At 59.6% G+C, this 26937-nt stretch carries 25 protein-coding genes and 1 tRNA gene; 13 read left to right on the top strand and 13 right to left on the bottom strand.

From position 1 onward, the window contains the following. Positions 1-2 precede the first annotated feature (2 nt). Genes EJ997_RS01805 through nrfH form a run of 4 tightly spaced genes read right to left on the bottom strand, consistent with a single transcriptional unit; the run spans position 3 to position 3625 of the window. Positions 3-713, bottom strand: coding sequence for a cytochrome c biogenesis CcdA family protein (locus EJ997_RS01805; RefSeq protein ID WP_126703067.1), 711 nt, complete (start codon positions 711-713; stop codon positions 3-5). Continuing rightward, entirely contained in the window at positions 710-1612 is a 903-nt protein-coding gene (locus tag EJ997_RS01800; protein ID WP_126703066.1) for a tetratricopeptide repeat protein, read from the bottom strand. Before EJ997_RS01800 ends, EJ997_RS01805 begins: the two co-directional genes overlap by 4 nt. Beyond that, positions 1605-3089, bottom strand: a complete 1485-nt coding sequence (locus tag EJ997_RS01795) for an ammonia-forming cytochrome c nitrite reductase subunit c552 (RefSeq protein ID WP_126703065.1) — start codon at positions 3087-3089, stop codon at positions 1605-1607. The genes EJ997_RS01800 and EJ997_RS01795 overlap by 8 nt, the downstream gene beginning before the upstream one ends. 8 nt (positions 3090-3097) lie before the next feature. Further along, complete coding sequence (gene nrfH / locus EJ997_RS01790; protein WP_126703064.1) at positions 3098-3625, bottom strand: cytochrome c nitrite reductase small subunit; 528 nt, start codon at positions 3623-3625, stop codon at positions 3098-3100. A 431-nt stretch (positions 3626-4056) separates the two neighbouring features. On the opposite strand from nrfH, the gene EJ997_RS01785 reads away from it, so the two are divergent. The 5 genes from EJ997_RS01785 (at position 4057) to EJ997_RS01765 (ending at position 8978) form a co-directional block, all read left to right on the top strand. After that, positions 4057-4749, top strand: a complete 693-nt coding sequence (locus EJ997_RS01785; protein ID WP_126703063.1) for a TetR/AcrR family transcriptional regulator — start codon at positions 4057-4059, stop codon at positions 4747-4749. Beyond that, complete coding sequence (locus tag EJ997_RS01780) at positions 4746-5654, top strand: ABC transporter ATP-binding protein (RefSeq protein ID WP_126703062.1); 909 nt, start codon at positions 4746-4748, stop codon at positions 5652-5654. Before EJ997_RS01785 ends, EJ997_RS01780 begins: the two co-directional genes overlap by 4 nt. Next, the gene (locus tag EJ997_RS01775) at positions 5651-7291 is read left to right on the top strand and encodes an ABC transporter permease (protein WP_126703061.1); all 1641 of its coding nucleotides are present in this window, start codon (positions 5651-5653) and stop codon (positions 7289-7291) included. Before EJ997_RS01780 ends, EJ997_RS01775 begins: the two co-directional genes overlap by 4 nt. A gap of 275 nt (positions 7292-7566) precedes the next feature. Then, positions 7567-7640: transfer RNA gene (locus EJ997_RS01770), tRNA-Ile, on the top strand. A 360-nt stretch (positions 7641-8000) separates the two neighbouring features. Then, entirely contained in the window at positions 8001-8978 is a 978-nt protein-coding gene (locus EJ997_RS01765; RefSeq protein ID WP_126703060.1) for a Sir2 family NAD-dependent protein deacetylase, read from the top strand. Here the strand turns inward: EJ997_RS01765 and dnaG are convergent. The 6 genes from dnaG to EJ997_RS01740 all read right to left on the bottom strand — a co-directional run bounded on the left by dnaG (position 8975) and on the right by EJ997_RS01740 (position 15974). Continuing rightward, a complete protein-coding gene (gene dnaG, locus EJ997_RS01760) occupies positions 8975-10867 on the bottom strand; it encodes a DNA primase (RefSeq protein WP_126703059.1) in 1893 nt (630 codons plus the stop codon). The two genes, EJ997_RS01765 and dnaG, sit on opposite strands and share 4 nt — an antisense overlap. Next, the gene (locus tag EJ997_RS13885; RefSeq protein ID WP_323052622.1) at positions 10864-11211 is read right to left on the bottom strand and encodes a hypothetical protein; all 348 of its coding nucleotides are present in this window, start codon (positions 11209-11211) and stop codon (positions 10864-10866) included. Before EJ997_RS13885 ends, dnaG begins: the two co-directional genes overlap by 4 nt. Before the next feature lie 41 nt (positions 11212-11252). After that, the gene (dgt, locus tag EJ997_RS01755; RefSeq protein ID WP_323052621.1) at positions 11253-12053 is read right to left on the bottom strand and encodes a dGTP triphosphohydrolase; all 801 of its coding nucleotides are present in this window, start codon (positions 12051-12053) and stop codon (positions 11253-11255) included. Positions 12054-12317: 264 nt separating this feature from the next. After that, complete coding sequence (dusB, locus tag EJ997_RS01750; RefSeq protein WP_228201541.1) at positions 12318-13475, bottom strand: tRNA dihydrouridine synthase DusB; 1158 nt, start codon at positions 13473-13475, stop codon at positions 12318-12320. After that, positions 13468-14589 (bottom strand): YibE/F family protein, encoded by a 1122-nt coding sequence (locus EJ997_RS13340; RefSeq protein WP_126703058.1) that lies wholly within the window; start codon positions 14587-14589, stop codon positions 13468-13470. Before EJ997_RS13340 ends, dusB begins: the two co-directional genes overlap by 8 nt. After that, entirely contained in the window at positions 14589-15974 is a 1386-nt protein-coding gene (locus EJ997_RS01740) for a glycine--tRNA ligase (protein ID WP_126703057.1), read from the bottom strand. Before EJ997_RS01740 ends, EJ997_RS13340 begins: the two co-directional genes overlap by 1 nt. 152 nt (positions 15975-16126) lie before the next feature. Between EJ997_RS01740 and EJ997_RS01735 the strand changes: the two genes are divergently transcribed. From EJ997_RS01735 to EJ997_RS01700, 8 genes are all read left to right on the top strand, one after another. Beyond that, the gene (locus tag EJ997_RS01735; protein ID WP_164719697.1) at positions 16127-17152 is read left to right on the top strand and encodes a metal ABC transporter substrate-binding protein; all 1026 of its coding nucleotides are present in this window, start codon (positions 16127-16129) and stop codon (positions 17150-17152) included. After that, positions 17149-17913 (top strand): metal ABC transporter ATP-binding protein, encoded by a 765-nt coding sequence (locus tag EJ997_RS01730; protein ID WP_228201540.1) that lies wholly within the window; start codon positions 17149-17151, stop codon positions 17911-17913. Before EJ997_RS01735 ends, EJ997_RS01730 begins: the two co-directional genes overlap by 4 nt. After that, positions 17910-18821, top strand: coding sequence for a metal ABC transporter permease (locus EJ997_RS01725; protein ID WP_126703054.1), 912 nt, complete (start codon positions 17910-17912; stop codon positions 18819-18821). Before EJ997_RS01730 ends, EJ997_RS01725 begins: the two co-directional genes overlap by 4 nt. Beyond that, the gene (locus tag EJ997_RS01720; RefSeq protein ID WP_126703053.1) at positions 18806-19219 is read left to right on the top strand and encodes a Fur family transcriptional regulator; all 414 of its coding nucleotides are present in this window, start codon (positions 18806-18808) and stop codon (positions 19217-19219) included. The genes EJ997_RS01725 and EJ997_RS01720 overlap by 16 nt, the downstream gene beginning before the upstream one ends. Continuing rightward, positions 19219-19722 carry a VTT domain-containing protein gene (locus EJ997_RS01715; protein ID WP_164719695.1) on the top strand — a complete coding sequence of 168 codons (504 nt, stop codon included), beginning with the start codon at positions 19219-19221 and terminating at the stop codon, positions 19720-19722. The genes EJ997_RS01720 and EJ997_RS01715 overlap by 1 nt, the downstream gene beginning before the upstream one ends. Further along, positions 19715-19924, top strand: a complete 210-nt coding sequence (locus tag EJ997_RS01710) for an RNA-binding S4 domain-containing protein (protein ID WP_126703051.1) — start codon at positions 19715-19717, stop codon at positions 19922-19924. Before EJ997_RS01715 ends, EJ997_RS01710 begins: the two co-directional genes overlap by 8 nt. A gap of 350 nt (positions 19925-20274) precedes the next feature. Further along, positions 20275-21204, top strand: a complete 930-nt coding sequence (locus EJ997_RS01705) for an ABC transporter ATP-binding protein (RefSeq protein ID WP_126703050.1) — start codon at positions 20275-20277, stop codon at positions 21202-21204. After that, positions 21201-21959, top strand: coding sequence for an ABC transporter permease (locus tag EJ997_RS01700; protein WP_126703049.1), 759 nt, complete (start codon positions 21201-21203; stop codon positions 21957-21959). The genes EJ997_RS01705 and EJ997_RS01700 overlap by 4 nt, the downstream gene beginning before the upstream one ends. A 136-nt stretch (positions 21960-22095) precedes the next feature. Here EJ997_RS01700 and EJ997_RS01695 read toward each other — a convergent pair whose 3' ends face one another. From EJ997_RS01695 to dnaE, 3 genes are read right to left on the bottom strand one after another with little or no spacing between them, the layout of a single operon-like run. After that, positions 22096-23070: a YeiH family protein gene (locus EJ997_RS01695; protein WP_126703048.1), complete on the bottom strand. Its 975-nt coding sequence runs from the start codon at positions 23068-23070 to the stop codon at positions 22096-22098. 37 nt (positions 23071-23107) lie between these two features. Next, positions 23108-23299: a DUF6767 domain-containing protein gene (locus EJ997_RS01690; protein WP_126703047.1), complete on the bottom strand. Its 192-nt coding sequence runs from the start codon at positions 23297-23299 to the stop codon at positions 23108-23110. Beyond that, a complete protein-coding gene (gene dnaE / locus EJ997_RS01685; protein WP_126703046.1) occupies positions 23296-26835 on the bottom strand; it encodes a DNA polymerase III subunit alpha in 3540 nt (1179 codons plus the stop codon). Before dnaE ends, EJ997_RS01690 begins: the two co-directional genes overlap by 4 nt. Positions 26836-26937: the final 102 nt, after the last annotated feature.

Raw genomic sequence — 26937 nt, 5'->3', positions numbered from 1 at the left:
TGCTACACCACCGCCGGGACGAGGGCCGCCAGTCTTTCCAGCAGGCCCGAGATCATGAGGAAACCGATAACGATGAGGAAAAGTCCAAGGACGAGTTCGATCGTCCGATAGTGCCGCTTGATCCAGGCAGTACGCTCAAGAACGTCGCCGAGCCCGGTAGCAACAAGAATGAAGGGAATGCCAAGACCTGCGCAGTAAACAGCAAGAAGGAGAGCTCCTTCTGCAACGCTCTGCGTCGTAGCAATACCGATGACACCACCAAGAACGGGTCCGATACACGGGGTCCAACCTGCTCCGAACGCCAGCCCGAGAAGAGCGGCCCTGCGGACTGATGGATCACTGTCGCCATCAACCTTCGCACGGATGGTGCGGTCAAGGGCCGGAATACGGAGGAGGCCAGCAACGTGGAGCCCGAGAGCGATGAGGATGATTCCGCCGACGATGGTGAGGGTGTCGCGGAAATCCCCCACGACGTATCCGATGAGTCCGACGAGGATCCAAAGGCCCGCGAATACGGTGGAGAACGCGAGAACAAAGACGCTGGCTCGGGCAGCCGCACGGGTTCTTGTGGCGGTCAGGACCGCCCCGCCTTCCGATCCCGGCCGTGCCGGACTCGTTCCCGCGACATAGGTTGAGAAGACGGGAACAACCGGCAGGAAGCACGGGGATAGGAAGGAAACAAAACCCGCGAGGAAGACGAGCGCGATACTCATGGCTCCTCGGTCTCCTCAGGAACCGTCCCGTCATCGGCGGGGACAGATTCATCCTCGGCGGGGACGGTCGTTTCTTCGGCAGGGTCCGCCGACTCATCGGCCGATCCTTCCCCCATTCCGCCGAGCGAGTCGACGTGCATCTTCACGTTCGCCGCGTAGTCCGAGTCGGGAGCAAGGTCAATGACCCTGTTCCACGAATCAACGGCCTCCTGCTCGCGCGCGGGTTCGGAAGCGAGGTAGGCAAAGCCCATGTAGTAGTGGCCAGCAACGCTTTCCGGGTCCAGCTCAATGGCCTTCGACCAGTGCTCTTCGGCAACCTCGTATTCGCCGTTGTCGAAGCGGAGTCCGCCCATGGAGATGAGGAGGTCAACGTTGTCCGGGTCCGCCTGGAGGGCGGCCTCAGCCTGCGCCATTTTGGCAACAGACACGGCCGGCTCATCGCTGATATCGGGATGTCCCGCCGGCATCCCCATCGAGGCACTGGTTTCCGGCGTTTCCCACCGGCTTGCGAAGTAGGCGCTGGAGCCGATACCGACAACGAGGGCAACGGCAAGGGAGATAAGAACGACCTTGCGTTCCGACGGTCCATTATCTGCATTCTCGCTCGCAGGCTTGGCCGCCTTGCGTGCGGCCTTTGCTTTGGCCCTCTTACGGAAGACAGGCACTTCTTCCTCGAACTCGTCGAGTTCGGCGAGGGCCGTTTCGTTCTCGTCGAGAGGCGCCGACGCAGTCGTTGCCGGCTTCACGGATGTTGCCTGCGCATCCAGTTCTTGCCGGATGAGCTTGGACTGCTCCCCCGCCCATCCTCGAATCGACTCCGGGGCCGATTCGAGGAAGGCAAGGATGTCGTTCGGGTCCCCGCCCGTGGAGGCGGGCAAGGAATCCGACTTCTTACTCATTAGCTGCAGACCGCCTCTGCTCGTTCCTCTCCAGGTTTGCCTGGGAGATATCGGAAGGCTCAAGCTCCTCGGCTGTCTTACCGGTCAGGGCAAGCTCGCCGTTCCTCGATGCATCCATCGAGGACATGAGGATCGACTGAATGTAGTCCGGTGCGTGGAACCCGTAGGAGTTCTCCGAGTACACGTAGTCGAGGTAGAAGCTGGCCTTGTTCTGGTATTCGCGTGCCAGGTCAATGGCCTCGTCATCGACACCGTCTTCAATCGCGGCCTCGATGTTGTAGATGAGGCTGACAAGAGCATCGAAGGTCTGGTCGCGGGAAACGATGAAACGGTCCTGGATCGTTTCAACTCGGTTGACGAGAACGTCCGAATCATCGCTGTGGCAGGTACCGCACGACTGGTTGGTGTCGAGCAGCGGGGAATTGATCTGGTGATCGGTGACCTTCTGAGCCCCGGCACGGTCATATGCCATGTGGCAGTCCGCACAGGAGACGCCAGCATCGGCGTGGACACCGTTCCTCCACAGGTCGAATTCGGGATGCTGAGCCTTCACGATCTCTGCTCCCGTGATCTCGTGGGTGAAGTCGATGTGACCATCCTTCTGGTAGTACTCCCAGATCTCGTCAATGTGAATACCCTCGGACCAGGGGAAAGTCAGGCGATTGCCAGCATCCCCGTCGAAGTAGTATTCGACGTGGCACTGGGCGCACACATAGGACCGCATCTCGTCCGTTGTCGCATCCCGGTTGACGTCGTAGTCTTCAATGCCTTCCGCCGCCTTAAGATCGGCGATACCGTTGATAAACGCAGGCCTCGTGATCTGGAGTTCCATGGTTTCCGGGTTATGGCAGTCGATGCAGGCAATCGGACCGGATGCGTGCTCAACCGCTTCCTCATACGAGAGTGCGTTCACCGCATCAAATCCGGCATTCATGTCACCATCACCAAGCTCGTTATAGATCTCGGGCATGGAAGCATGGCAGTTCAGGCACGTGCCGGGCTGGTTAAAGTCCGTCACGCGCTGGGTGTACATCTGGTCAACCAGCATGTACTCGTGTCCGCGAGCGTGCGTGTAGTCGACGGAGAAGGGGTAGCCGGCCCACATGATCTCCAGCCTGGGATCCTCCTCGAGCCTCGACGAAGATGCCTCGGTCCGAGGATCGTCCTCGGTCGGCTCCTGCTCGACTGCGTGCGCACCCGCATACCGGGTCGGTACCATTTCGTCGGTCTGCAGGTATGTCTCGTACTGCTGCGGGTAGTTCTGGCCCCACACTGCCGGGTCATACGTCGTGTCAGTCAGCTCGACAACATTGTGCGAGGGCTGCGCCGCCTCATTCTTGCGCTCAAGAATGTTGAGAAGCAGCGCCGTCATAGCGAATGTCACGAGAGCAGTCACGATGACAGCAATGAGGATTTTCGACGCGGACCACGACCTCACAGCCTTCGCGTCATTGTTTGTTGTTTCGTTGTCACTCATCTTCTTACTCACTTCGCATGTCCCACGGTCTCGTGGCACCTTGTGCAATCCAATTCGTCACCTTCAGCACGAACCTCATGTACGCCGCTGAGATAATCTCCGTGGCAGTACACGCAGGCTTCGTTCGTCACCTGCCTGTTTGACTCACGGATTTCGATATTCGTCGGGTAGTCACCGGTCGTGAACTTCAACGCGTGCCAGAAGCCGTTATCGGCCTTCACCCACAGCGACTTCGCCAGGTTGTCATGGGGCATATGGCAGTCATTGCACGTCGCCACATCCTTGTGGCTACCCTTGTTGTATCCCTCCAGATAATCGTCCATAGCGTGGCACTGAGCGCATCCCTCCGGTTCGTCGTAGAGGTAGCCAATGCCGTTCGCGTAGAGGAACGTGAAGCTTCCGACTCCGATGAAGGAGCCGAAAACGAAGACCGCGAGAAAAAGAAGAACGTTCTTCCCGCGTAGCCATGTGCGTTGACGTGCCGGCCCAGCTTCCGAAGGCTGTTCGGTAGCTGTTACCGTTTCCTCCTCGGCCATTGCCCGTCCTTTCGTTCACCGACCTCGGCGTCGATGTGTTCCACGTCCTGTCAGAGTATTCACAGGATCTGTAGAATTAATTGTCAGGTTTAACCAGTAATTAACCTGGGTCGCAGGTCCCAGAACCCTTCAAACCGTTGCAATGAAGCCACTTCCATCAGACACGACCCGCGTATAGCGGTTGACAGATATATGCAACAAATAACTGACCTAATGTGTATTTATACCGTTTTGCGCCTATTGTCCGGTACGTCCCACCGACACGATCTACTCATTCCATCGAAATCTCGACGCACATCTCGACAGGCTAGCGAGCACAAACCTCGATTCGCACCCTGCTACAGCACGAAATCGCGGCCACTGACGTCCCAAAGCCCATCGATCCGAGGCCTCACTTGAACCCGATTAAACAGGCGTTTAACATATTGAACATGGGTTCAGATCCCGATCTCAGCACCTCGGCCCGGATTCGCAATGCTGCGATCCTGCGCTACGCATCCGATGGCATGAACGCTTCCATACGGTCAATTGCAGCAGAAGCCGGGGTGAGCCCCGGTCTCGTTATTCACCACTTTGGATCCACTCAGGGACTGCAGGAAGCCTGCACCGACCACGTCCTTGCCATGATCAAGGAAGCAAAGACTTCCGTTCTCCAGCCAACCGATGGTCCCGCGGTTCTTCTTGGCGCACTCGCCTCAATCGAGGGTTATGCGCCCCTCGTTGGCTACACCCTTCGCTACCTTCAATCGGGCGGGGAAAGGGTGGCAACGTTCGTGGACCAGTTCGTTTCGGACGCTAAAGACTACATGGAGGACGCGGCCTCCCACGGCATCGTCAGCTCCACTCGATTCCCGTCAACGCGGGCCCGGGTTCTTGCTGAGCAGGCACTCGGGGCCCTGCTTCTCAACTTCTCCATGACGCAACAGGGCTTCGACCTCGAAACTCTTCCAGCATGGCTCCGGTCCTACTACGAACGTGCGACCGGACCAATGCTCGAGGTTTATACCGAGCCTCTCCTTCTCGACTCCACCCTTCTCGACAGTTATCTCGCCAACCGGAGCAATGACTCCATCGAACAGCATTCCGAGCCACCCAAAGATACTCCCACGAAGGAGATCCCATGACCCACCCCACGATTTCCGTCTCCAATCTCGTCAGAACATTCGGATCCACCCGGGCCCTTGACGGTTTCAGCCTCGCGGTTGAACCGGGTGAGATCCGCGGTTTCCTTGGTCCGAACGGCTCCGGTAAATCCACAACCATTCGTATCCTGCTCGGCATGCTGCGCGCCGAATCCGGCCGGGCCCAGGTTCTTGGACTCGATCCCTGGAACGACTCGGTCCACATCCACCGCAGGATCGCCTACGTCGCGGGCGACACCGCTCTCTGGCCGAGCCTGACAGGCGGGGAAGCAATCGACGTATTAACTCGACACTGGGATTCCCCGAGATTGACGTCGCGAAAGGAGGAGCTTCTCGAACGATTCGAACTGGATCCCACAAAGAAGACGAGGACATACTCAAAGGGCAACCGGCAAAAGGTCGCACTCGTCGCTGCGCTGTCCTCCGATGCCGAGCTGTACTTTCTCGATGAACCCACCTCGGGACTGGATCCACTCATGGAGGCGATCTTCCAAGATGAGGTGCGCAAACTGAAGGATGAAGGACGCACGGTGCTGCTCTCGAGTCACATCCTGGCCGAGGTTGAGAAACTCTGCGATTCCGTCACCATTATTCGCGCAGGCAAGGATGTCCAAACCGGCACTCTCCAGGAGCTCCGACACCTAACCAGGTCACGCGTAACAGCAACCGTCTCATCGGATCCTGCTTCCCTCCTTCAACACCCCGCTGTCCACGACGCCTCAATCGACGGTGACCGCATGTCTTTCGACATCGACGACACAGACGTGAACAGCATCCTTGCCACCCTTGCAGACCTCGGCGTCCGCAATGTGACAATCGCTCCACCTTCACTCGAGGAAATGTTCCTTCGGCACTACGGCGATGAGATTCCGGAGGAAACAGAATGACCACCGCAGTAGAGGACGCCCGCTCATCTGCATCAGCCCCGTCGCGCTTCACCGGAACAGGATTCCTACTCTCCTTCTACTTGCGCCTGGATCGAATCCGGATTATTTCCTGGACTCTCGGATTCTTCCTCCTTATCTGGGCATCCGTCATTGGCATGGAGAACGCGTACCCAACCCCGGAGGCCCTGCAGGGCCGCGCCACACTCATGTCGAATCCCGCCGCGGTCATGATGACCGGCCCGGCCTTTGCCCTCGACAACTACACGTTCGGCGCCATGCTCGCGAACGAACTGGCCCTCTGGGTGTTCTTACCGACGGCGATCATGAGCATCCTGTTGGTCGTCCGCCACACGAGGCAGGAAGAAGAGTCTGGCCGCATGGAAGTTCTCCTTGCACTTCCAGTTGGCCGCTTCGCACCAATAACCGCAACCATGGGAATAGTGGCGATAGCAAACATCGCCGTTAGCCTCGCCATCATCCTCGCCCTCTTTGCCTCGGGCATGACGGGCATTGATTCTGTCGCGTTCGGTGTTGCGGCGGGAGCAACCGGTCTCGCCTTTGGTGCCATCGCCACCCTGACTGCTCAGCTAACTGAGCACGGTCGCACCGCAAGCGGCATGGCCTTCGGAGCCCTCGGCATCGCCGTCATCATTCGCGGCATCGGTGATGTCATCAACCCGGAGGGCTCCTGGCTGTCCTGGTTTTCGGCCATTGCCTGGGCCCAGCAAACGAAGCTCTACGTTGACCTGCGCTGGTGGCCACTCACCCTGTCCCTGGCACTCACTATCATTGTCCTGATCGCCGCCATTAGGCTCAATATCCGCCGCGACCTTGGCGAGGGCATTCGCCCAACGCAACCCGGACCGGCCGAAGCATCCACGGGCCTTCTCTCCCCCATTGGCATACCGCGCCACCTGCTGACCGGAAACTTTGTTGGATGGACGATCGGCGTCTTTATCTTCGCGGTCGCATTTGGAAGCCTCGCGAACTCGATTGATGGCATGGTGGAGGACAATCCTGCAATCGGCGAATGGGTCCCCATCTCCCTCGATGACCTGACGCTGTCGTTTGCCGCAATCATCCTTGCCTTCCTGGCGATCGGCCCGCTGATCCTTCTCGTTTCCGCAATCCTTCATTTAAAGAGCGAAGAAACAGAAGGCCGCGTCGGAGCAACCATCATCTCGGGAACACCGCGAACGAAAGTCATGACAACCTGGGCAGGAATTGCACTCGTCTACGCGATCATCTCCATGCTGTTCCTGGGGCTTGGCGCAGGCCTTGGCCTCTCCGCAGCCACTGGCAACTGGTCGTGGACACGGGAACTAACGAGCGCTTCAGCCGCCTACCTCCCCGCCATTGCCGTCACCGGGGCTATCGCCTTTGCACTCTACGGAATCACACCGAGGTTCACGGGCATGGCCTGGGCCTTCGTTACCTTCATAGCCATTGAGGTTTTCCTAGGCGACCTGCTGAACCTCCCACAGTGGCTAAGCAATCTCTCCCCAATCGCGCATGTGCCGCTGGTGCCCTGGACAGACCCTGCACCCCTGCCCCTTGTGGTGATGACGGTCTTCGCATGCCTGCTTGCACTCGTCGGCATTGCAGGCTTTAAGAGAAGGAACATCCTCAACTCGTAGGAGATACGAGGAAGACGCCGCGGCAGTCAGCCGTAAATGCCGCTCTCCCACCCACCCAGCGCAGCACCTTGAATCTCTTAATTCAAGGCCAATGCCTGGGGTCGACTGAGAGCCACCGAGGACTTGTATCTGCGTGCCCACCACGGCACCGGCCGGTCGGTACCGGCCGCAAGCACCGATTGCTGACACGATGAAGGTCAGCAGTGACAACAACATCGCGTGGCACCGGCGCATTTCATGATCTACCGATGATTCATCTAGAATTGTGAAGGCCCGCCCCTATAGCTCAGTCGGTTAGAGCAGTGGACTCATAATCCATAGGTCACAGGTTCGAGTCCTGTTGGGGGCACAAGGAAAGACTCACGGTCACGAACTGGAAATAAGCACTCGCCCAACTCGCTCTGGCATACCCCGACCGTATCCAGCCCTACCTCCAAAACCCATTAAACCGCCACCCCCACTTACACAAACAACTTGACAGGCTCCACCCATTGATTCCCAAGTCTCACCCCGGTATCACCCGGGTTACCGAGCCAACATGAACGGGTCCGTGAGCCAGGTCTCAGAACGTCGAAAGAAGCTGCAGAAATCGATCATGCTTCGCATCGCTCGTGACAACCTCTTGACTCGGCTCCCACATTTCCTGCGCAACCGCGCGCCTAGGTAACCTCCCGAATGAGGAATTCTTGACCCGTGATGTAATACGGGTATGGCCAATTCGATTGAGGACTTCTTCCCGGGCGGTTCTGTACCGAATCTACGAATCAAACACATCGAAGCACCACCCGCCGAGGCAGCTCTGCCCGAACCTGAAAATCTCGATGAGGCGATGGCACGCGCGATCGAGATCCTGCAGGGGAAGAAGCTCGCCGTTATTACGGGTGCCGGAATCTCAACTGATTCGGGCCTGCCCGACTACCGTTCCCCCGGTTCACCGCCTCGCCACCCGATGACGTTGCAGCAGTTCATGGCCAGTTCCCCAATGCGCTCCCACTATTGGGCACGCAACCATGTGGGATGGTCCCGCCCCTACCGTGCGATCCCGAACGCCGGACACTACGCCCTCGCACACCTGGAGCAACGGGGTATCGTCACCGGTGTTATCACCCAGAATATCGACATGCTCCATGCATCCGCGGGAACAACGAGGCTTGTTAACCTGCACGGGAGAGGCGACCGGGTTGTTTGCACCCAGTGCGGCATGTTTATCGACCGCGCCGAGCTACATAAGAAGCTGACGGAGCTTAACCCGGGGTGGACCGAACGTCACGTTGCCGATGCTGAGATCGCACCCGACACCGACGCGGCAATCGCCGACACCGCGGGATTCGTCGTGGCGGACTGCCCACGGTGCGGCGGTATTCTCCGCACCGATGTGGTGTTCTTCGGTGGCACGGTCCGCAAGGACGACATCGAGGAGGGGCGTGCCATCTGCGCGCAATCCGATGCGCTTCTTGTTGCGGGAAGCTCGCTATCCGTGGCGTCGGCCATGAGGTTTGTTCGCGAAACAGCCAAGGTTGGGCAACCGATCGTCATCATCAACCGAGGCACCACCAGGGGCGATAAGTTTGCCGACGAGCACGTCTACATGGGTACATCCCGGGCACTGCCCTATCTCGACGTCACTCTCAGGAATCCCAAAGATCTTTTGGCAGGCCCTACTCATCCTCATCTAAGGCGTCGCTAGGCCTCCTCGTAGGCTCGCTTCTGCTTCTCCAACTGCATGAGCCTGGTAAACAGCGCAACATAGTTGTCGTCATCGGGATCAGTGCGCTGTAGTCGTCCCCGAATTTCACCGATTTGCCTGGTCACTCCGAGTCGCAAGAGCGACAGAATAATTCCGCGAGCGTAGGCCCACAGGCCAGCCGGGTCGTGCTGCGGGATCGGTGCCACCGAAATCTGCGAAATAGCGGCAACGACCTCGGGTTCCGCGCGCTCAGAAACCTCTTCCACAAACCAGGAACTGGCCTTGCCAGCGGGATCGGGAACACCGCGGCTCTGCAGTTCTTCTTCCTTTGCCGCATAGGCAGCCACACCACCCGCGGCCCGAATAGCGTCGTGAACGGAGCGGTGCACGGGCACAACAAACGTTTCCGCAGGAAGATCATCGACCCCGGCGGCTCTCGCGTAGTTCGGCATTTGCAGAATGACTTCCAGGGCTTCCCTCTCGATCCGTTCGATCGGATCGCGCAGTTGATTACGGGGAGCAAGCTGTGCGGGAGTTTGTCGTGCCTGACCCTGCGGCCCGCCGGCGTTCCGCACGTAGGTACGGACCGTGTCTTCATCCATGCCCAGCCAGCCGGAAAGCTGACGCGTGTATTCGCCTCGAAGAACGCGGTCTCGGATTCCGGCAACCATGGGGGCCGCAGCGCGTAGCCCGGCCACTCTGCCTTCCGCCGTTTCTAGACGGGCGCCCTTGAGGACGGAACGGATCGCAAAGGCAAAGAGCGGTTCACGAGATTCGACGAGCTCGCGCACCCCCTCATCACCATCCTGTTGTCTGACATCCGCGGGATCCCGGCCTTCCTTATCAACGGCAATAAAGGTCTGGGCCGCAAACGACTGGTCTTCCTCGTACGCACGCAGTGCGGCCTTTTGGCCGGCTTCATCACCATCGAACGTGAAGATAATTTCTCCGCCGACAGACCTGCCGGAAGAGAGCTGAACACCCGCGGAAGGGGAAGCCGAGTCACCGATGAGGCGGCGAACAATCTTCGTGTGCTCAGTACCGAAGGCCGTGCCGCAGGTTGCAACAGCCGATTCAATGCCGGCGAGATGCGCCGCCATGACATCCGTGTACCCCTCAACGATCACAACTTTGCGCTCGGTGCTGATCTGCTTTTTTGCCCGGTCAAGGCCGTAGAGAACCTTGGACTTTTGGTAGAGCTGAGTTTCGGGGGTGTTGAGGTACTTCGGCTGTCCATCCCCCATGATCCGGGCACCAAAGCCGATCGTTTCACCGGTGATGGAGTGGATGGGCCACATGATGCGGCCGCGGAACCTGTCGTACATGCCACGGTTACCGGTCGAGAAAAGACCCGTCGCGGCAAGCTCCTTCTCCGTGAAGCCCCTGCCTCTCAGGTGTCGCAGGAGTTCATCCCACGAATCCGGGGAATAACCAACCTCGAAGGAATCGATGACGTCCCGATCGAATCCGCGTCCGGTGAGGAACTCTTGGGCGGCAGGATTCTTCGCGAGCTGATCACGGTAAAACTCGACCGCAATGGTGTGAGCATCAACGAGCCGTGCACGGGTCACCCCCCGGTTCTGGCTGGGCCCCTTCTCGTCACGAAGTTCAATGCCCGCCTTGCGGGCAAGGAATTGGACGGCTTCGATGAACGGGATGTGTTCAATTCTTTCAACGAAGGAGAAAACGTCCCCACCTTCGCCGCAGCCGAAGCAGTGCCACCTGCCCACGTGCGGGCGCACGTGGAACGACGGGGTCTTCTCATCATGGAACGGGCACAGGCCTTTCATCGATCCCGTGCCCGCGTTCCGGAGCGACACGTAGTCAGAAACAATGTCCTCGATCTGGATCCGTTCCCGAACCTTGTCGATGTCTTCTCTGGGAATCACAGCGGATTCCTCAGCATTCCGCACAGCCGAGCATGCCAGGACATCGCCGACTGGTCGGTGAGGGCCGCGACCTGGTCGATAATGCAGCGGAGCTTCGATTTCTCATCCCCGGCCTCACGGTAGGGCTCGAGGTACATCGGCTCCATTTCGCCCGGCCTATCCCAAAGAGCATCCACCAGGTCAAAGAGAACGGACCGCTGGGAAAGATACGTTGGCTCAAGCTCCCGTGGAGCCATGACAAAGGTGACCGAGATTCCCTTCAGCAGCAGGATCTCATCCTCGATATCCCGGGGAATAACAACTTCCCCGTCGTAGCGTAGCGAACGCGGCGACGCGTCCGTCACGGCCGTGAGGAAACGGCCAATGAAGCTTGACGTGAGGTCCTTCAGCTGGGCGAGGTCACGCTGGGATCCCGCGTACCTCTCGGGAATAGCGGGGACAAGCGATCGAAAGCAGCATCGAGCCGATCAGCGTCTCCCCCGTACCAATCAACTGTTGAAGCGACGATTTGCTCTCGTTCATTATCGAGATTTTCGAGAATGAGATGTCCCTTGACGACGGCGTCCTCAACGTCATGTACGGAATAGCCAATGTCGTCGGCGAGGTCCATCATTTGCGCTTCCGCACACTGGCCCCTGTTCCCCATCCGAGCCCACTCGAACACCTCGCGGTCGTCCTCGTAGACGTTGAACTTCCGTTTGCCGGCCTCGATGCCCCACGGGTATTTGATCGTGGCGTCGACCGCCGCGCGCGTGAGGTTCATGCCGGCTGGCCGACCGTCGGGAAAGAATCTCTTCGGTTCAAGGCGGGTGATGAGGCGAAGCGTCTGTGCATTTCCTTCAAAGCCGCCGATGTCGGTGGAGACTTCCGCGAGCGCACGCTCACCGTTGTGACCAAACGGCGGGTGGCCGAGATCGTGGCATAGGCATGCCGTTTCGACGAGGTCCTGGTCTGCTCCCATGTATTTGGCGAGCGATCGTCCGATCTGAGCTACTTCGAGGGTGTGGGTGAGGCGGGTGCGGATAAAGTCGTTTGTGGCCGGTCCAAGTACCTGTGTTTTCGCGCCGAGGCGGCGCAGGCCGGAGGAATGGAGTACGCGGGCGCGGTCCCGTTCAAAGTGCGAGCGGGCTACGCTGTGGGAGCCCTCAGGCGCCCACCGTTCAACATCGATGCTCCCATAGTCCACGTATGAAGCTTACTAGTTTCTCGGCGGTGACATTTACATGAGCCTGCTCAGCGGCTGATGCCCGCTGTCAATATTATTTTGGTTCAGATGTGCACAACACCGCGAGGCTGCCGTTTGGTTGAGGGCACGCGCCGTAGGGCAACCGGCTTCGTGGCGGTTGTTGTCGGGCTTCTTGACATCCGGCTTCGTCGGGGGGCTCACGCGTTCTGTTCAGCCGGTCTTTTGCATGTGCGTGCTGAGCCTCAGCTGTGCCTGCGCTCGGTCTCAGCCGCCGGAGATGTTGACTTCGGCCGCCTGGATTTTGAGGGACTGTTCGGGTGAGAGGGCCCGTGAGTCGAGCCAGAATTCGGGCAGGTGGGGCTTCTTCTCGGTGCCGGCACGGCCCCTGGGGCCCTCCGCTGCCTCCGGGTATTCCTGGTCGGGGATTGCGGCGAGACGCTCGTCGAGTTCGGCGAGGCTGGAGACGAGGGCGAGGTCTCGACGGTTTTCGCCACCGATGGCGAAGCCGCGCAGGTACCAGGTGATGTGCTTTCGCATTTCCCTCATTGCGCGGAGCTCTTCACCGAAGTGTTCGATGGAGTATTCGGCGTGGCGGTGGATGATGGCGGAGACTTCGCGGAAGGTGGGGCGGGCACGGACGGTGGAGCCATGCGAGGCGGCGACAAGGTCCGTGAAGAGCCAGGGCCTGCCCTGACATCCCCTGCCTACGACAACTCCTGCACATTCGGTGTGCTCTCTCATGGCCTGGGCATCGTCGGCACTGAACAGGTCCCCGTTGCCGAGGACGGGAATGTCGAGTTCGTCAACGAGGGTTGCGATGGTGTCCCAGTCGGCCTTGCCAGCATAGTGCTGGGCCATGGTCCGCCCGTGGAGCGCCATGGCGACAACGCCAGCATCCTGTGCGATCCGTCCAGCATCCAGATATGTCTGGTGGTCGGCGTCGATTCCGATGCGGGTCTTGATGGTGACGGGAATGCCGCCAGCATTGTCCACGGCCTGCTTGACGAGGTCGGCGAACAGGTCCGTTTTCCAGGGCAGGGCTGCTCCCCCGCCCTTGCGGGTGACCTTCGGTACCGGGCATCCAAAGTTCAGGTCAATGTGGTCAGCGCGGTCTTCGTCAACAAGCATGCGTACCGCCGCACCAACGGTCTTGGGTTCGACGCCGTAGAGCTGGATGGAGCGGATGGGGTCTTCCGGGTCGGGTTCGATCATCCGCATCGTTTCGGGGTGACGTTCGACGAGCGCCCTTGTGGTCACCATTTCGCACACGTAGAAACCGGAGGCGCCGGTGTACCCCGCCATGCGGGCACCCTCTTCTCCCGCTTCGCGGCAGAGCCTGCGGAACGGAGGGTTTGTTACACCTGCCATGGGAGCTAGGACAACGTCCGTGGCAGTCAGGTTTCCAATGTTAAGTTCAGGCACGCGCCAGCCTCGCTGCGATTCCAGTGGTGAGTGGGATGGCGAGAACGAGGCCGATCGAGGCCACGAGGGTCCGAACGATCTCCTCGGCGATCTCGCCGGTTGACAGTGTAGCGAGGAACGACCGGTCGAGAACAGCCGCAGCCATCAGAAGCGGTAGGGCGGTGCCCACATATGCGAACGCCAGGGTGTAGATCGTGGACGCAATATGGTCTCGTCCGACGACCATGCCCTGCTTGTACAGTTGCATGACAGATGCATTGGGGTTGGCGGATCGCAGTTCCCAGACCGTGGAAACCTGAGTGATCGTCACGTCATTGAGGGCTCCCAGGCCGGCGAGAATCATTCCGCAGACGAGTAGCTGATCCAGTTGAATGTCGTACGCGGTGAGCGAGAGTGCGGAGCTGGTGAGGGTCCCCGTTAGGTTGGCGAAATCGGTCGCGATGATGGCAAGTATGCCGGTGACGATAAGCCCGCCAGCGGTGCCGAGTATGGCGGTGGTTGTTCGGATTGATATTCCGTGGGCGAGATAGATCGAGGAGAACATCATCGCTCCCGCGCCCGCCAGAACAACAAGAAGCGGGTTCTGCCCCGCCAGCAACGCGGGAAGCATGAAGACGACAACAACGGCGAGACTTAGGCCCAGACCAGCGACCGCGGCGAGGCCCTTACCTCTGGCAACAACGGTGACAACCAGAATGTAGAGGCCGATCAGCAACCACAGCGGGACATCTCGTTCAAAGTCCCAGAAAATGTAGGGAGTTCCCGTGCCCACGGCGGCCGGGGTGAACAGCACTTCGATGGAGTCACCAACGTCGAGACCGTTGTCGATGATTTCGGGCGGGATGTGGACGGGCACTTCCGTGCCCTGATCCAACATCATCCGAATGTCGGTTGCCCCAGACTCGTCCGTGTCGCCAATTTCGGTGACGGTGCCGGTTTCGATCGTGACGGAATCGGCGACGAGGGGGACGGAGCCCGCCGGGGAATCGGCAGGCCAGAGGAGAACAAGCCCAATGAGTGTGGCAAGTGCCAAGGGTACGACGAGGATCGCCTGCCATATGGCGACGCGCCTCGCCGTACCCGACTCGAGGGTGATGTCCTCGTGAGAATGCACTAGCGCGGGATCCGCTCGTTCAGGTACGAGGAAACCTTCGACAGGGAGACGCGTTCCTGCGCCATCGTGTCACGGTCGCGGATCGTCACCGACTGGTCTTCGAGCGAATCGAAGTCGTAGGTGATGCAGAACGGGGTGCCGATCTCGTCCTGACGGCGGTAGCGGCGACCAACCGCGCCAGCATCGTCGTACTCGATGTTGTACTGCATGCGCAGCTCCTGAGCGAGCTCCTTGGCGGGGCCAACCAGCTCTTCCTTACGGGACAGCGGGAAGACGGCGGCCTTGACGGGAGCCAGGCGCGGATCGAGACGCAGGACGGTGCGCTTATCGACGCCACCCTTCGTGTTCGGAGCCTCATCCTCCTCGTAAGCTTCCACGAGGAAAGTCATGAGGGAGCGGGTAAGACCGGCCGAGGGCTCGATAACGTACGGCGTGTAGCGTTCACCCGATTGCTGATCGAAGTATTCAAGCTTCTTACCGGAGTGCTTCGTGTGGGTCGACAGGTCGAAGTCCGTACGGTTTGCAATACCCTCAAGCTCGCCCCAGTCGCCGCCCGCAAAACCGAACTTGTATTCGATGTCGACGGTGCGCTTGGCGTAGTGGGAAAGCTTCTCTTGCGGATGCTCGAAGTGGCGAAGGTTCTCACGCGAGATACCGAGGTTGACGTACCAGTTGGTGCGCTCCTGCAGCCAGTACTCGTGCCACTCCTCATCCGTGCCCGGCTCAACGAAGAACTGCAGTTCCATCTGCTCGAACTCGCGGGTGCGGAAAATGAAGTTACCGGGCGTGATCTCGTTGCGGAAGGACTTACCGATCTGGCCGATGCCGAACGGCGGCTTCATACGAGCCGAAGTCATGACGTTACCGAAGTTCACGAAGATACCCTGGGCGGTCTCGGGACGCAGGTAGTGCACGCCGGACTCATCCTCGACGGGACCAAGGTAGGTCTTCAGCATCATGTTGAAGTCGCGGGGCTCGGTCCACTGCCCCTTCGTGCCACACGACGGGCATCCCAGTTCGGCCAGCTCAACCGTGTCCGGATCCTCAATGCCCTTCTTGTGCGCGTACTCCTCCTGCATCTGGTCCACACGGAACCGCTTGTGGCAGTTCATGCACTCGGTCAGCGGATCGTTGAAGACATCGAGGTGGCCGGAGGCAACCCAGACATCGCGGGGAAGAATAATCGAAGAATCGAGGCCGACGACGTTATCCCGGCCCTGAACCATGAAGCGCCACCACTGGCGCTTGATGTTCTCCTTGAGCTCCACGCCAAGCGGACCGTAATCCCATGCTGAGCGCGTACCACCGTAGATCTCGCCGGACGGATAAACGAAGCCTCTCCGCTTCGCAAGAGAAATAACGCTGTCAAGTTTCGATGTAGCCATGGGAACCTTTCTATTTCCCGTACCTGGATGGCACGGACGATGACGTACGTGACCAAGTATCCCCGACTCTCCCGAAATTGCCACAATCAAACGTGACGTATCCCGCCACCCTCTAATTGACAACGATTCTCACTTGTTCGAGAATGGTTCTCATGAAGAGATTGAAGCCCGCAGTGGCGGTCCTTGGCAGTACGGCACTGATCGTCGCAGCCTGCTCATCGGAAACTGGCGACGAAACGAGCTCCGACGGCATCCAGGTCACCACCTCGATCTACCCCCTCGAGTATGTTGCGGAAGAAGTGGGAGGAGACCACGTCTCGGTCACCTCGCTCACTACCCCGGGCTCCGATGATCACAGCCTGGAGCTCTCCCCCCGCCAGGTCAACAATCTCTCGAACGTCGACCTCGTCGTGACCCTGTCCGGATATCAAGCAGCCATGGATGATGCCCTCGGCGCCGCCGAGGTCAGCCGAGTCATCGACGCTGCCGACCACATCAAGCTGATCGAAGACATCGACCACTCCGGTCACGATCATTCAGGCGACGTAGCCGAGGAACAGGAAGCCTCCCAGGACGCACATGACGCGGCGTCCGAGGAAGCAGAAGCGCATGAGGATCACGATCACACCGACGAGGAAGATCACGAAGGACACGACCACTCGGGCCCTGATCCGCACTTCTGGCTTGACCCGACTCAGCTGGCTCTGCTGGCGGAGCCCGTCGCTGAGCAGCTTGCCGAGATTGATCCCGATAACGCTGACGAATACCGCGCTAACGCCGAGCAGCTGATTGCGGATATGGAGGCACTGGATGGCGATTTCCACGAGGGACTGGCGCAGTGCGAGAGCGACACCTTTGTCGTTTCCCACGAGGCCTTCGGATACCTTGCTAATGCTTACGACCTGGACCAGCAGGGAATTGCCGGTCTCGAGATTGACACCGAACCTTCGCCGCGTCGTGTCGCTGAGGTCACGGCGCTGATCGAAGAAGCGGGAGTATCATTGATCTTCGCAACCTCTGAGGCCGAAATGTCCGTGACGGGCGCTTTGGCGGAGGAAGCGGGAGTGGACGTCGACATTCTGGATGCCGGGGCCACCCAACTCGATGAAAACGTTGACTACGAGGCTCTCATGCGAACCAACCTAGACAAGCTCCAAAACGCACTGGACTGCCGTTGACGGCGGTAGAACTTGAAAGCGTTGGAGTCAGACTCGGCTCCTCCCAGATCCTGACCGATATCAGTCTTGACGTTCCCGAGGGTTCCACCCTCGGGATTCTGGGGCCTAACGGCTCCGGCAAATCCACTCTGGTTCGAGCAATGCTCGGTATCTTTCCGCACACCGGCACCATCCGGCTCCTCGGTCAGGAACTGCCGGGCCGCTCGCTCGACTGGAAGTCGATCGGCTACGCACCCCAGCGCGTCACCTCCACCGCGGGCGTTCCAGCAACCGCTCTCGAAGTTGTCTCCTCCGGCTTGCTGTACGGCAACTCTTTCCGGCACGGTAAGGACGCCAAGGAAAAGGCAATGGATTCCCTCGAACGTGTGGGCCTTGCCCACCGCGCTCATGAGTCCGTCCAAACGTTCTCCGGCGGGCAGCAGCAGCGCGTCATGCTCGCCCGGTCCCTCGTCCGGAACCCTTCCCTTCTTTTCCTCGACGAACCGTTCTCCGGTGTCGACAAGAGATCCCGGGAGCTCATTACGCAGACTCTGACGGAGAAGCGCGACCAGGGCCTCACCATCGTTGTTGTCCTGCACGAACTGCAGGACCTTAAGCCGCTCATTGACGCCACGGTCGTTATCGAACACGGCAGGGTCGCGCACTTTGGTCCCGCTCCTCGGGTCGCAGAGGGCCACGATCATCCGGACCACGACCATGACCACGAGCACGGCGATGACTACCTGCCGTTCCGTACACCCGACTTGGAGGGCGGCCTGTGATCGACATACTGAGTGAAATGTGGGGAAGCGGGCTACTGCGCCGCGCGCTCATCACCGCCGCAATCGTGGGTGTCTCCGCTCCCGTCATGGGCACCTATCTTGTCCAGCGCAGGCTCACCCTTCTCGGTGACGGAATTGGGCACATGGCCCTAACCGGCGTCGCCGCCGGATGGCTCGCCGCTTCCGCGGCGGGAGCCACTCAGCAGGATCAGTGGGCAGTTCCCGGAGCCATCTTTGCTTCCGTACTCGGAGCACTCCTCATCGAATATCTCCGCGACCGTGGCAAGGCCTCCGGAGACGTGGCCCTCGCGCTCCTGTTCTACGGCGGCATTGCTGGCGGCGTTCTCCTCATCGGAATCGCCGGTGGCACCACCAACAATCTCAACGCCTACCTGTTCGGTTCGATCTCCACAGTCACCCCACTCGACATGTGGCTATCGGTTTTCCTCGCCGTCATCATCTTTATTGTTGGCATCGGGCTACGCCCCGCGCTGTTTGCCCTGTGCCACGACGAAGAGTTCGCGAAAGCAACTGGACTGCCCGTACGGGTCCTGTCTGTCCTGATTTCCGTGACCGCAGCCCTCACCATTGCTATCGCCATGCGTGTCGTTGGTGTTCTCATGGTGTCCGCCCTCATGGTTATCCCAGTCGCCACCGCACAGCTCGTCACGCGATCATTCATCTCGACCATGAGGATGGCAATGATTATCGGCCTCGTCGTCGCCGAGGCCGGTCTCATCATTACGTACGTTTACGACATTTCACCGGGCGCCATGATCGTCATGCTGGCTGTGGGTCTCTACGCACTCCTCTCGATTGTGCGCCCCCTCCTAGTAAGATCGCAGGAGAAAGATCCCCATCCAAACATGGATGACAGTCTGAGAGGTGAAGAGTGTCGAACGGAGTAGGGCAGCCAGCCAGGAGGTCCACGCGCGCGCGATCGCTGATTTGGCAGGCGCTGGAATCAACCGATCGGTTCCTGTCCGCCCAGGCCCTGCACGAGGTCCTGTCCGATCGCGGTGAAGACGTCGGGCTAGCCACCGTCTACCGGGCACTACAAATGTTTGCCGACGACGGCGACGTTGACTGCCTGCGCGACTCCGATGGAGAGATGCTTTACCGCAAGTGCCTTCGCGACGCCCACCACCACCATCTGATCTGCCGCAGGTGCGGCAGGACCCGAGAGGTTGAGGGAGCGGGGATTGAAACCTGGGCCGATGAGGTAGCCAATCATCACGGCTTTTCCAACGTCACCCACACGTTCGAGCTATACGGCGTGTGCGGCGAATGCCAGGCAGCAAACTGATGGGAGACTTTCTCGACAGCGGCCCGTTCATCTGGGTTTTCCTCTTCCTGCTGTTCGTCGTGTTCTGCCGCGCCCAGGCCACGTATTGGCTCGGGTATTTCATAGCCTCCAAGCTCACAAGCAATGTCCCGCAAGACGGGTGGCGCAGGAAGCTCTACAACTGGTCCGAAAGCGAGGCCGTTATCAACGGTATCGGCACACTCCACCGCAGAGGCTGGATTATCATCCCTCTGTCGTTCCTCACCGTCGGATTCCAGACCATCATCCAGCTTGCAGCCGGCCTCACCCGCATGGCTCCCCCAAAGTACACCCTCGCCATGTTCCCCGGCTGTATTGCCTGGGCGATCATCTACTCGACCATCGGTTTCTCCGTCTGGAACGCGCTGCTCGCCACATTCGCTGGTTCCCCCGCCGGAGTCGCCACCCTTATCGGTCTCATCATCCTTATCATCGTCCTCGTTTGGCTCCGCAAGAGAGCCCAGGAGAAACTCATCAATGAATGACGTACCAGTAAAGCTTCCCATCAGGCTCGGCCAGTTCCTCAAGCTCGCTAACCTCGCCGAGTCCGGTGCCCACGCCCGTGAACTCGTAGAGAACGGCGACGTTCTTCTCAACGGCGCCCCCTGCACCCAGCGCGGCAAGCAGCTGACCGAAGGCGACAAGGTCTCCGCACACGGCGAGACGATAACCGTCGTAGCGGAATAGTCCACGACCGAACTGCACGATCTGGTCGCTCCGATAACTGCTTCATCCGAGCGTCCAGAGCCAACCGATACCCACCGTCCTAAGCCAGCAGGCACCGCAGGCCCCTCGGCTCGGCGGCCGGGCGGCATGAGTATCCCACCCTCGGCTACAGAGGGATAAAGGCCGCGATCCGCGATGCTGGGCAGTGACATAAGCACCTGAATAGGTCTCGTTTCAGCTTTTTCGAGGCGCGCTTACGCCCGACAAATTCCTATCATTCCAGGCGTCCCCCAACCTCATTAACCAACTGTTCATCTGGACAATATGCGCGTGCAGTTTCGCTCCCCCACCATTTGCGCAACACTTGAGAGATGACCTCCCAGCGTCCACTGACGGACACCACCTCTGCAGTTCACATCAGTTCGCTCACCAAGCACTTCAAGAAGGGCGCGGTGAAAGCTGTCAACGGAATCGATCTCACGATCCAATCGGGTGAGATCGTGGCCCTCCTCGGACCGAATGGAGCCGGGAAAACCACAACACTCGACATGGTCCTCGGGCTCACGACCCCCACCTCAGGGAACGTTCTCATTGGTGGTCTTCAGCCCAAGGACGCAATCGACAAAGGCATGATCTCCGCTGTCCTCCAAACCGGTGGCCTGCTCCACGATCTCAAGGTTGGCGAGGTTATCGACTATGTTGCCTCGAACTACCGCACCCCGACCCTGGGACGGGAGGCCCTGGAACGGGCCGGGATCGCACATCTAGCCGACCGGAAGATCTCCCTGTGCTCCGGCGGCGAGCAGCAGCGTGTCAAGTTCGCGCTCTCCCTCCTACCCAATCCCAAAATGTTGGTCCTCGACGAGCCGACGGCTGGCATGGATGTGAGCGCCCGCAGGTCGTTCTGGGAGAACATGCAGTCGGAGGCGCGCGAGGGCCGCACGGTCGTGTTCGCCACCCACTACCTGGAAGAAGCCCAGTCGTTCGCACAGCGGGTTGTCCTCATGTCAAAGGGCCAGATTGTCGCGGACGGCCCCATGTCCGAGATCAGGCACCACACAAACATCCGTCTGGTCAGCGCCCACGTTGAAAGCGAAACAGCGGTCAGGGACGAACTGTCGCGCACACTCCCGGATCTGCAGTTCACCATCCACGGCGGCTTGCTCGAAGCAAAAACCACCGAGAGCGACAATCTTGCGCGTCACCTACTGTCACTGGACGGCGTGCAAGATCTCGAGATCTCTGCTCCGTCGCTCGAAGAAGCATTCGTTGACCTCACCGAGGAGGGGATGGCCGAATGAACTGGACCATGTACCGCATTGAATTCAAGCGGATCCTCCGCGACCCCGCATCCCTCTTCTTCATCGTGGCCCTGCCGGCATTCATGTTCATCATCTTCGGTTCCACCATGGAATGGGCAGAACTCCGGGTCGGCAACGGCAACATCGCCATGTCCACCATGATTGCCATGAGCGCCTATGGCGCCGCCACCGCGACATCCTCGGTGTCGGGTATGGCGGCGGTGGAAAAGACTCAGGGCTGGGGCAGGCAGCTTGCCCTCACCCCCATGAAGCAGGCCTCCTATGTCGGCGTCAAGACTCTGCTTGCCATGACGATTGCGGCCATCCCCATCGGCATCATCTACCTGCTCGGCTTCTTCCTGAAGTCGGAGGCAACGGGGATGACCTGGTTGCTTTCCGCGATCATCCTGGTCATCGGCTCCATGACATTCGCCCTGTATGGACTCGTGTTCGGCCTCTACTTCAAGTCGGAAACAGCCGCCTCAGTTTCCTCCGGCATCCTCGTCATCCTCGCCTTCCTCGGCAACCTCTTCGTTCCCCTGTCCGGCCTTATGCTGACCATCGGTAAGCTCACCCCCATGTACGGATATGCAGCGCTGGCAAGATATCCGCTGTACGAGGGCACGGGCTATGACATGAACGGCAACGAGATCTCCGAGCCGCTCTGGCAGGCTCTGCTGAACTTCGGGATCTGGACCGCTCTCTTCGCAGGGCTGTGCGTCTACCTCGTCAGAAAAGGCACGGCCCGCGTCTAGCCCAGCGGCGCTGAGCCGATCAGTTGAGAAGCGGATCCGTTAGGTAGCCTCGCAACTCAGGCCGCCACCCACGTGTACGGTCCCGCCCTCACGACCATGCTCGAAGGCTCCGGTGCGAACTATCCGCCGGGGCCTTTCAGCTGACTAGAATCATGCCGACCGTCGAGATAACGGCAACGAGCACGGTGGAGAGTCCGCCAAGCAGGACGGGCCGGAAGCCCACCTGCTTGAACTGTGCAAACTTAATGCCTAACCCGAGGGCAAACATTGCCGCGGCAAGGCATAGGGTCTGGAGGAACGAGATCACTGACAGGAAGCCCGTCGGCAGGTCAACCATCGTGGCAACAACCGATGCCGCAATGAATCCTGCGACAAACAAAGGAACAATCGGGGCCCGATGGCCCCGGTCTTCGCGGTTCCTCTCCATCAGCCCGAGAACAGCGATCATCGGTGCAAGCATGAGGACCCTGGCGAGCTTGACGATCACGGCAACGGTGAGCACCCCGCCGCCCATAATCCCACCGACAGCCACCACCTGGGCCACCTCGTGGATCGAGGAGCCCGCGATAAGACCAGCGAGGCGATCATCAAGACCGGCCGCCCCAAGTGCCAGCGGGGCAACGAGAATCATCAGGGTGCCGTAGAGAACGACCAGGGCAATCGCCGTGGCAACCTCAGAGTCCTTCCGCTTAATCGTGGACTCCACACCGGCAACCGCGGCCGCCCCACATACCGAAAACCCGGCACCGATCAGGATCGACTGGGACCGGGTAACACCGAGTCTTCGCCCAATCAGCATCGTTCCAAACAACCCACCGAAAACCACGGCAACAATGACAAGAACAACGCCCCAGCCGAGGGCCACAATGTCGTCGAGGACAATTGAAAAGCCGAGAAGGACAATGCCGGTGCGGAGGATCTTCTTCGCGCTAAAGGCCACCCCATCATCCAGCACCGCGGGTAGCTTCACGAGGTTCGCAGCGATTATCCCAGCGAGGATCGCAATCAGGAGTGCGCTGACCTCGGGGACGAGCCGCTGAACGAGGACGCAGACAAGACCGACGACGAGACAGAAAAGGGAACCGGGGAGAACGCGTTTAAGCACGATCATCAGCCTACTCCTGTTAGACGGCTGGAAGCCGGGCCGTCTATCGACGCGGCCCAGTGGCGTTCTTTCGTTCCCGGTACTCGCGGCGCTTGACCGCAAGCATTTCCCTCAGTTCGTCATCCTCCATGACCAGCTTGACCGTCTGGCAGTCCTCCGGGCCCGTCACGAAGGCCTGGCATAGGGTGCAGGGCTCGCCCGGGCGAATCGGGCACTGGGGAACGGGTCTGCTCACGCGAGACTCCTAGGCCCGAGAAGGACCGAAAGGTCCGCTGCCAGAGCGGGCCCGGACTGGACATTGAAGGCATTTGATACCTGGACAACGGTCGTCGCCGAACGACCGCGAACCCGGATGCGGACGGGAGTGTTACCCGGGTAGTTACCAAGCAGGCCACGCAGCCTGGACATGAGTTCCTTCGTGCACTTCTCCTCTGCAACCGTGATCTCGACGGGTCGATCATCGGCGCCCCGAGTATCAACGGGAATGATCTCTTGAGCATTGAGCTGGATATCGCCTTCTCGGTTCGAAACCCTCGACTTCACGGCAACCACCGAGTCTTGGACGAGCTGATCGGAGACCTTCTGGTAGGTCGCGGGGAACACGTTGATCGAAATCGATCCCGTCATGTCTTCCAACATGACCTGAGCCCAGAGCTTGCCCGACTTCTTCGACACTCTCGTCTCCACCGAGGTAATAAGGCCGGCGACCGTGACCTGCTCCCCGTCGGCCCGCTCATCGCCTTCAAACATCGAAACAATCGAGGTGGATGCAGCACGCTCAACGGCAGCTTCGAGGCCGGACAGCGGGTGGTCGGAGACGTAGAGACCCACCATTTCCCGCTCAAAGTTCAGCTTCGTCTTCTTGTCCCATTCGGGGATCTCCGGAACCTCAATGTCGAAGGACATACCGGAGTCCTCGCCGAGGCCGGCGAAAAGATCAAACTGGCCAGCAGCCTCGTTGCGCTTCACAGCCACAACGGCATCGACCGATTCCTCTGCGATCAACGCTAGAGCCTTGCGGTTGTAGCCGAGCTTGTCGAAGCCTCCGGCCTTGATCAGGCAGTCCATCGCGCGCTTGTTGCACACGGGCAGCGGAACCTTGTTGAGGAAGTCCTGGAAGGACGTGTAGGCGCCCTTCTCCTCGCGTGCCGACACGATGCCTTCAACGACGTGAGCACCGACGTTACGGATCGCCGACAGGCCGATACTGATCGAGTCACCAACGGCCGTGAAGTTGGCAGATGAATCGTTGACATCGGGCTGGGTCACCGTTATTCCCATGCGGCGGCACTCGGCCAGGTACAGGGCAAGCTTCTTCTTGTCCGACTTCTGGGAGGTCAGCAGTGCAGCCATGAACTCGACCGGGAAGTGCGCCTTGAGGTAGGCAGTCCAGTAGGAGACGACACCGTAGGCAGCCGAGTGCGACTTGTTGAAGGCGTACTGGGAGAACGGAAGGAGGATGTCCCACAGGACCTTGACGCATTCCTTCGAGTAGCCATTGTTGACCATGCCGGCCTCGAAGTCCGCGAACTGCGCGTTGAGGACGTCCAGCTTCTTCTTACCCATGGCCTTACGCAAAACGTCTGCTTTACCGAGCGTGAAGCCAGCTACCTTCTGAGCGATCTGCATGACCTGCTCCTGGTAGACAATCAGACCGTAGGTCGTGCCCAGGATTTCCTGGAGCGGTTCCTCAAGCTCGGGGTGGATCGGGACGATCTCTTGGAGCCCGTTCTTACGGAGCGCATAGTTCGTGTGGGAGCTCGCACCCATCGGGCCCGGACGGTAGAGAGCCGAAACGGCCGAAATATCTTCGAAGTTGTCGGGTTTCATTTGCTTCAGCAGGGTGCGCATGCCGGCGCCATCGAGCTGGAACACACCGAGCGTCTCGGCCCGGCCCATGAGCTCGTACGTTTCCTTGTCGTCGAGCGGCAGATGGTCGATGTCCGGAGCTTCCTTGCCGTTGTTCCGGATGTTCTCCAGTGCATCCTCAATGACCGTGAGGTTACGAAGACCGAGGAAGTCCATCTTCAGTAGACCGAGTTCCTCGCACTGCGGGTACTCGAATTGAGTGATGACTGCGCCGTCCTGAGGGCGTTGCATGATCGGAATAACGTCTTCGAGGGGCTCCGAAGACATGATGACGGCACAGGCATGCACGCCCCACTGCCTGGTCAGGCCCTCGATACCCTGGGCGAGTTCAAACACCTTCTCGTTGTCGGGTGTCGACTCGATGTGCGCACGGAACTCGCCGGCCTCCGCGTACCGGCTTGACTCCTTGTTGTAGACGTCGCCAAGCGGGATCGAGTTGCCCTGCACGTCCGGCGGCATCGCCTTCGTCATCTTCTCGCCAACCTCGAATGGATATCCAAGAACACGTGCCGAGTCCTTCAGCGCCTGCTTCGACTTGATCGTGCCGTAGGTGACGACCTGGGAGACGTTCTCCTTGCCGTACTTATTCTCGACGTAGTCGATCACTTCGCCGCGTCGACGCTCGTCAAAGTCAACATCGATATCGGGCATGGAAACACGTTCAGGGTTGAGGAATCGCTCAAACAGGAGACCGTGAGGAATTGGGTCAAGGTCGGTGATCTGAAGAGCGTAGGCAACCATCGAACCGGCACCGGAACCACGGCCGGGACCCACACGAATGCCCTGCGACTTCGCCCACTTGATGTAGTCGGAGACGACCAGGAAGTAACCCGGGAATCCCATCTGATTAATGACGCTAACCTCGTAGTCGGCGCGCTTGCGGACCTCCTCCGGGATGGTCTCGCCGAAGCGTTCGTGCAGGCCGTTCTCGACTTCCTTGACGAACCAGGAGGTCGGATCCTCACCCGGAGGTGTTGGGAATTCCGGCATGTAGTTCGCGCCCTGATCGGCGGTCACGAACTCCATCTCCGCCCGCTCCGCAATGAGCATGGTGTTAGACAGAGCTCCCGGGATGTCGCCGAACAGTCTCTCCATGTCTGCCGTCGAACGGAGGTGATAACCGTGGCCGTCGAACTGGAAGCGGTCCGGATCATTGAGTGTTGAGCCAGAGTTGATGCAGAGCATCGCATCCTGGATCTTCGCGTCGTCCTCGTTCACGTAGTGAGAGTCGTTAGTCGCGATGATCGGGGCATCAATAGCCTTCGCGAGCTCAAGAAGCTCGTTCCTGACGCGGCGTTCGATCTCGTTGTCGTGGTCCATGATTTCGACAAAGTAGTTTTCCTTGCCAAAAATGTCCTGCATCTCCCCCGCGGACCGAATCGCTTCGTCCCACTGGCCGAGCCGCAACCGCACCTGGACCTCACCAGATGGACATCCTGCCGTGCCGATAAGTCCCTCAGAGTATGTTTCGAGCAGTTCCCGGTCAATCCGGGGCCACTTGCCCATCTGCCCCTCCAGGGAGGCCTTCGAGCCCATGCGGAACAGGTTGTGCATGCCCTTCGTCGAGTGGGCCAGGAGGGTCATGTGGGTGTACGCGCCCGATGCTGAGACATCATCGGCCTTCTGCTCCGGAGTACCCCAGCGGACTCGTTCCTTCGAGTGACGGGAGATGCCCGGGGTCATGTACGCCTCAAGCCCAATAATTGGCTTGATGCCGGCGGACTTGGCCGTGCGGTAAAAGTCGTATGCGCCGAACAGGTAACCGTGGTCGGTGATTGCGAGGGCCTTTTGGCCATTTTCGACGGCCGCGTTGACCAGCTTCTTGATCTTCGCCGCCCCGTCCAGCATTGAGTATTCGGTATGGACGTGCAGGTGAGCGAAGTCTTCATTAGCGATGGCCATGTTCCTAGTTTAGGAGTCCGGGCCGACAATGTGGAGCCAGCAAACACCACAATGGCCCGCCGCACACTTCGGGCTGGGAAGGCCTTCATGCCAAAAACCCCG

This window comes from Flaviflexus ciconiae (assembly GCF_003971195.1).
Taxonomy (GTDB): Bacteria; Actinomycetota; Actinomycetes; order Actinomycetales; family Actinomycetaceae; genus Flaviflexus; species Flaviflexus ciconiae.
The sequence above is the reverse complement of the archived record's forward strand: the minus strand, read 5'-3'. Positions and strand labels throughout refer to the sequence as shown.

Coding starts and splice junctions, on each gene's coding strand:
- EJ997_RS01765 (WP_126703060.1), top strand. CDS start 8,001: ATGGCCAATTCGATTGAGGACTTCTTCCCGGGCGGTTCTGTACCGAAT.
- EJ997_RS01715 (WP_164719695.1), top strand. CDS start 19,219: ATGGGAGACTTTCTCGACAGCGGCCCGTTCATCTGGGTTTTCCTCTTC.
- EJ997_RS01700 (WP_126703049.1), top strand. CDS start 21,201: ATGAACTGGACCATGTACCGCATTGAATTCAAGCGGATCCTCCGCGAC.
- EJ997_RS01805 (WP_126703067.1), bottom strand. CDS start 713: ATGAGTATCGCGCTCGTCTTCCTCGCGGGTTTTGTTTCCTTCCTATCC.
- EJ997_RS01695 (WP_126703048.1), bottom strand. CDS start 23,070: ATGATCGTGCTTAAACGCGTTCTCCCCGGTTCCCTTTTCTGTCTCGTC.
- EJ997_RS01735 (WP_164719697.1), top strand. CDS start 16,127: ATGAAGAGATTGAAGCCCGCAGTGGCGGTCCTTGGCAGTACGGCACTG.
- EJ997_RS01785 (WP_126703063.1), top strand. CDS start 4,057: ATGGGTTCAGATCCCGATCTCAGCACCTCGGCCCGGATTCGCAATGCT.
- EJ997_RS01780 (WP_126703062.1), top strand. CDS start 4,746: ATGACCCACCCCACGATTTCCGTCTCCAATCTCGTCAGAACATTCGGA.
- nrfH (WP_126703064.1), bottom strand. CDS start 3,625: ATGGCCGAGGAGGAAACGGTAACAGCTACCGAACAGCCTTCGGAAGCT.
- EJ997_RS01775 (WP_126703061.1), top strand. CDS start 5,651: ATGACCACCGCAGTAGAGGACGCCCGCTCATCTGCATCAGCCCCGTCG.
- dnaE (WP_126703046.1), bottom strand. CDS start 26,835: ATGGCCATCGCTAATGAAGACTTCGCTCACCTGCACGTCCATACCGAA.
- EJ997_RS01800 (WP_126703066.1), bottom strand. CDS start 1,612: ATGAGTAAGAAGTCGGATTCCTTGCCCGCCTCCACGGGCGGGGACCCG.
- EJ997_RS01705 (WP_126703050.1), top strand. CDS start 20,275: ATGACCTCCCAGCGTCCACTGACGGACACCACCTCTGCAGTTCACATC.
- EJ997_RS01795 (WP_126703065.1), bottom strand. CDS start 3,089: ATGAGTGACAACGAAACAACAAACAATGACGCGAAGGCTGTGAGGTCG.
- EJ997_RS01710 (WP_126703051.1), top strand. CDS start 19,715: ATGAATGACGTACCAGTAAAGCTTCCCATCAGGCTCGGCCAGTTCCTC.
- EJ997_RS01740 (WP_126703057.1), bottom strand. CDS start 15,974: ATGGCTACATCGAAACTTGACAGCGTTATTTCTCTTGCGAAGCGGAGA.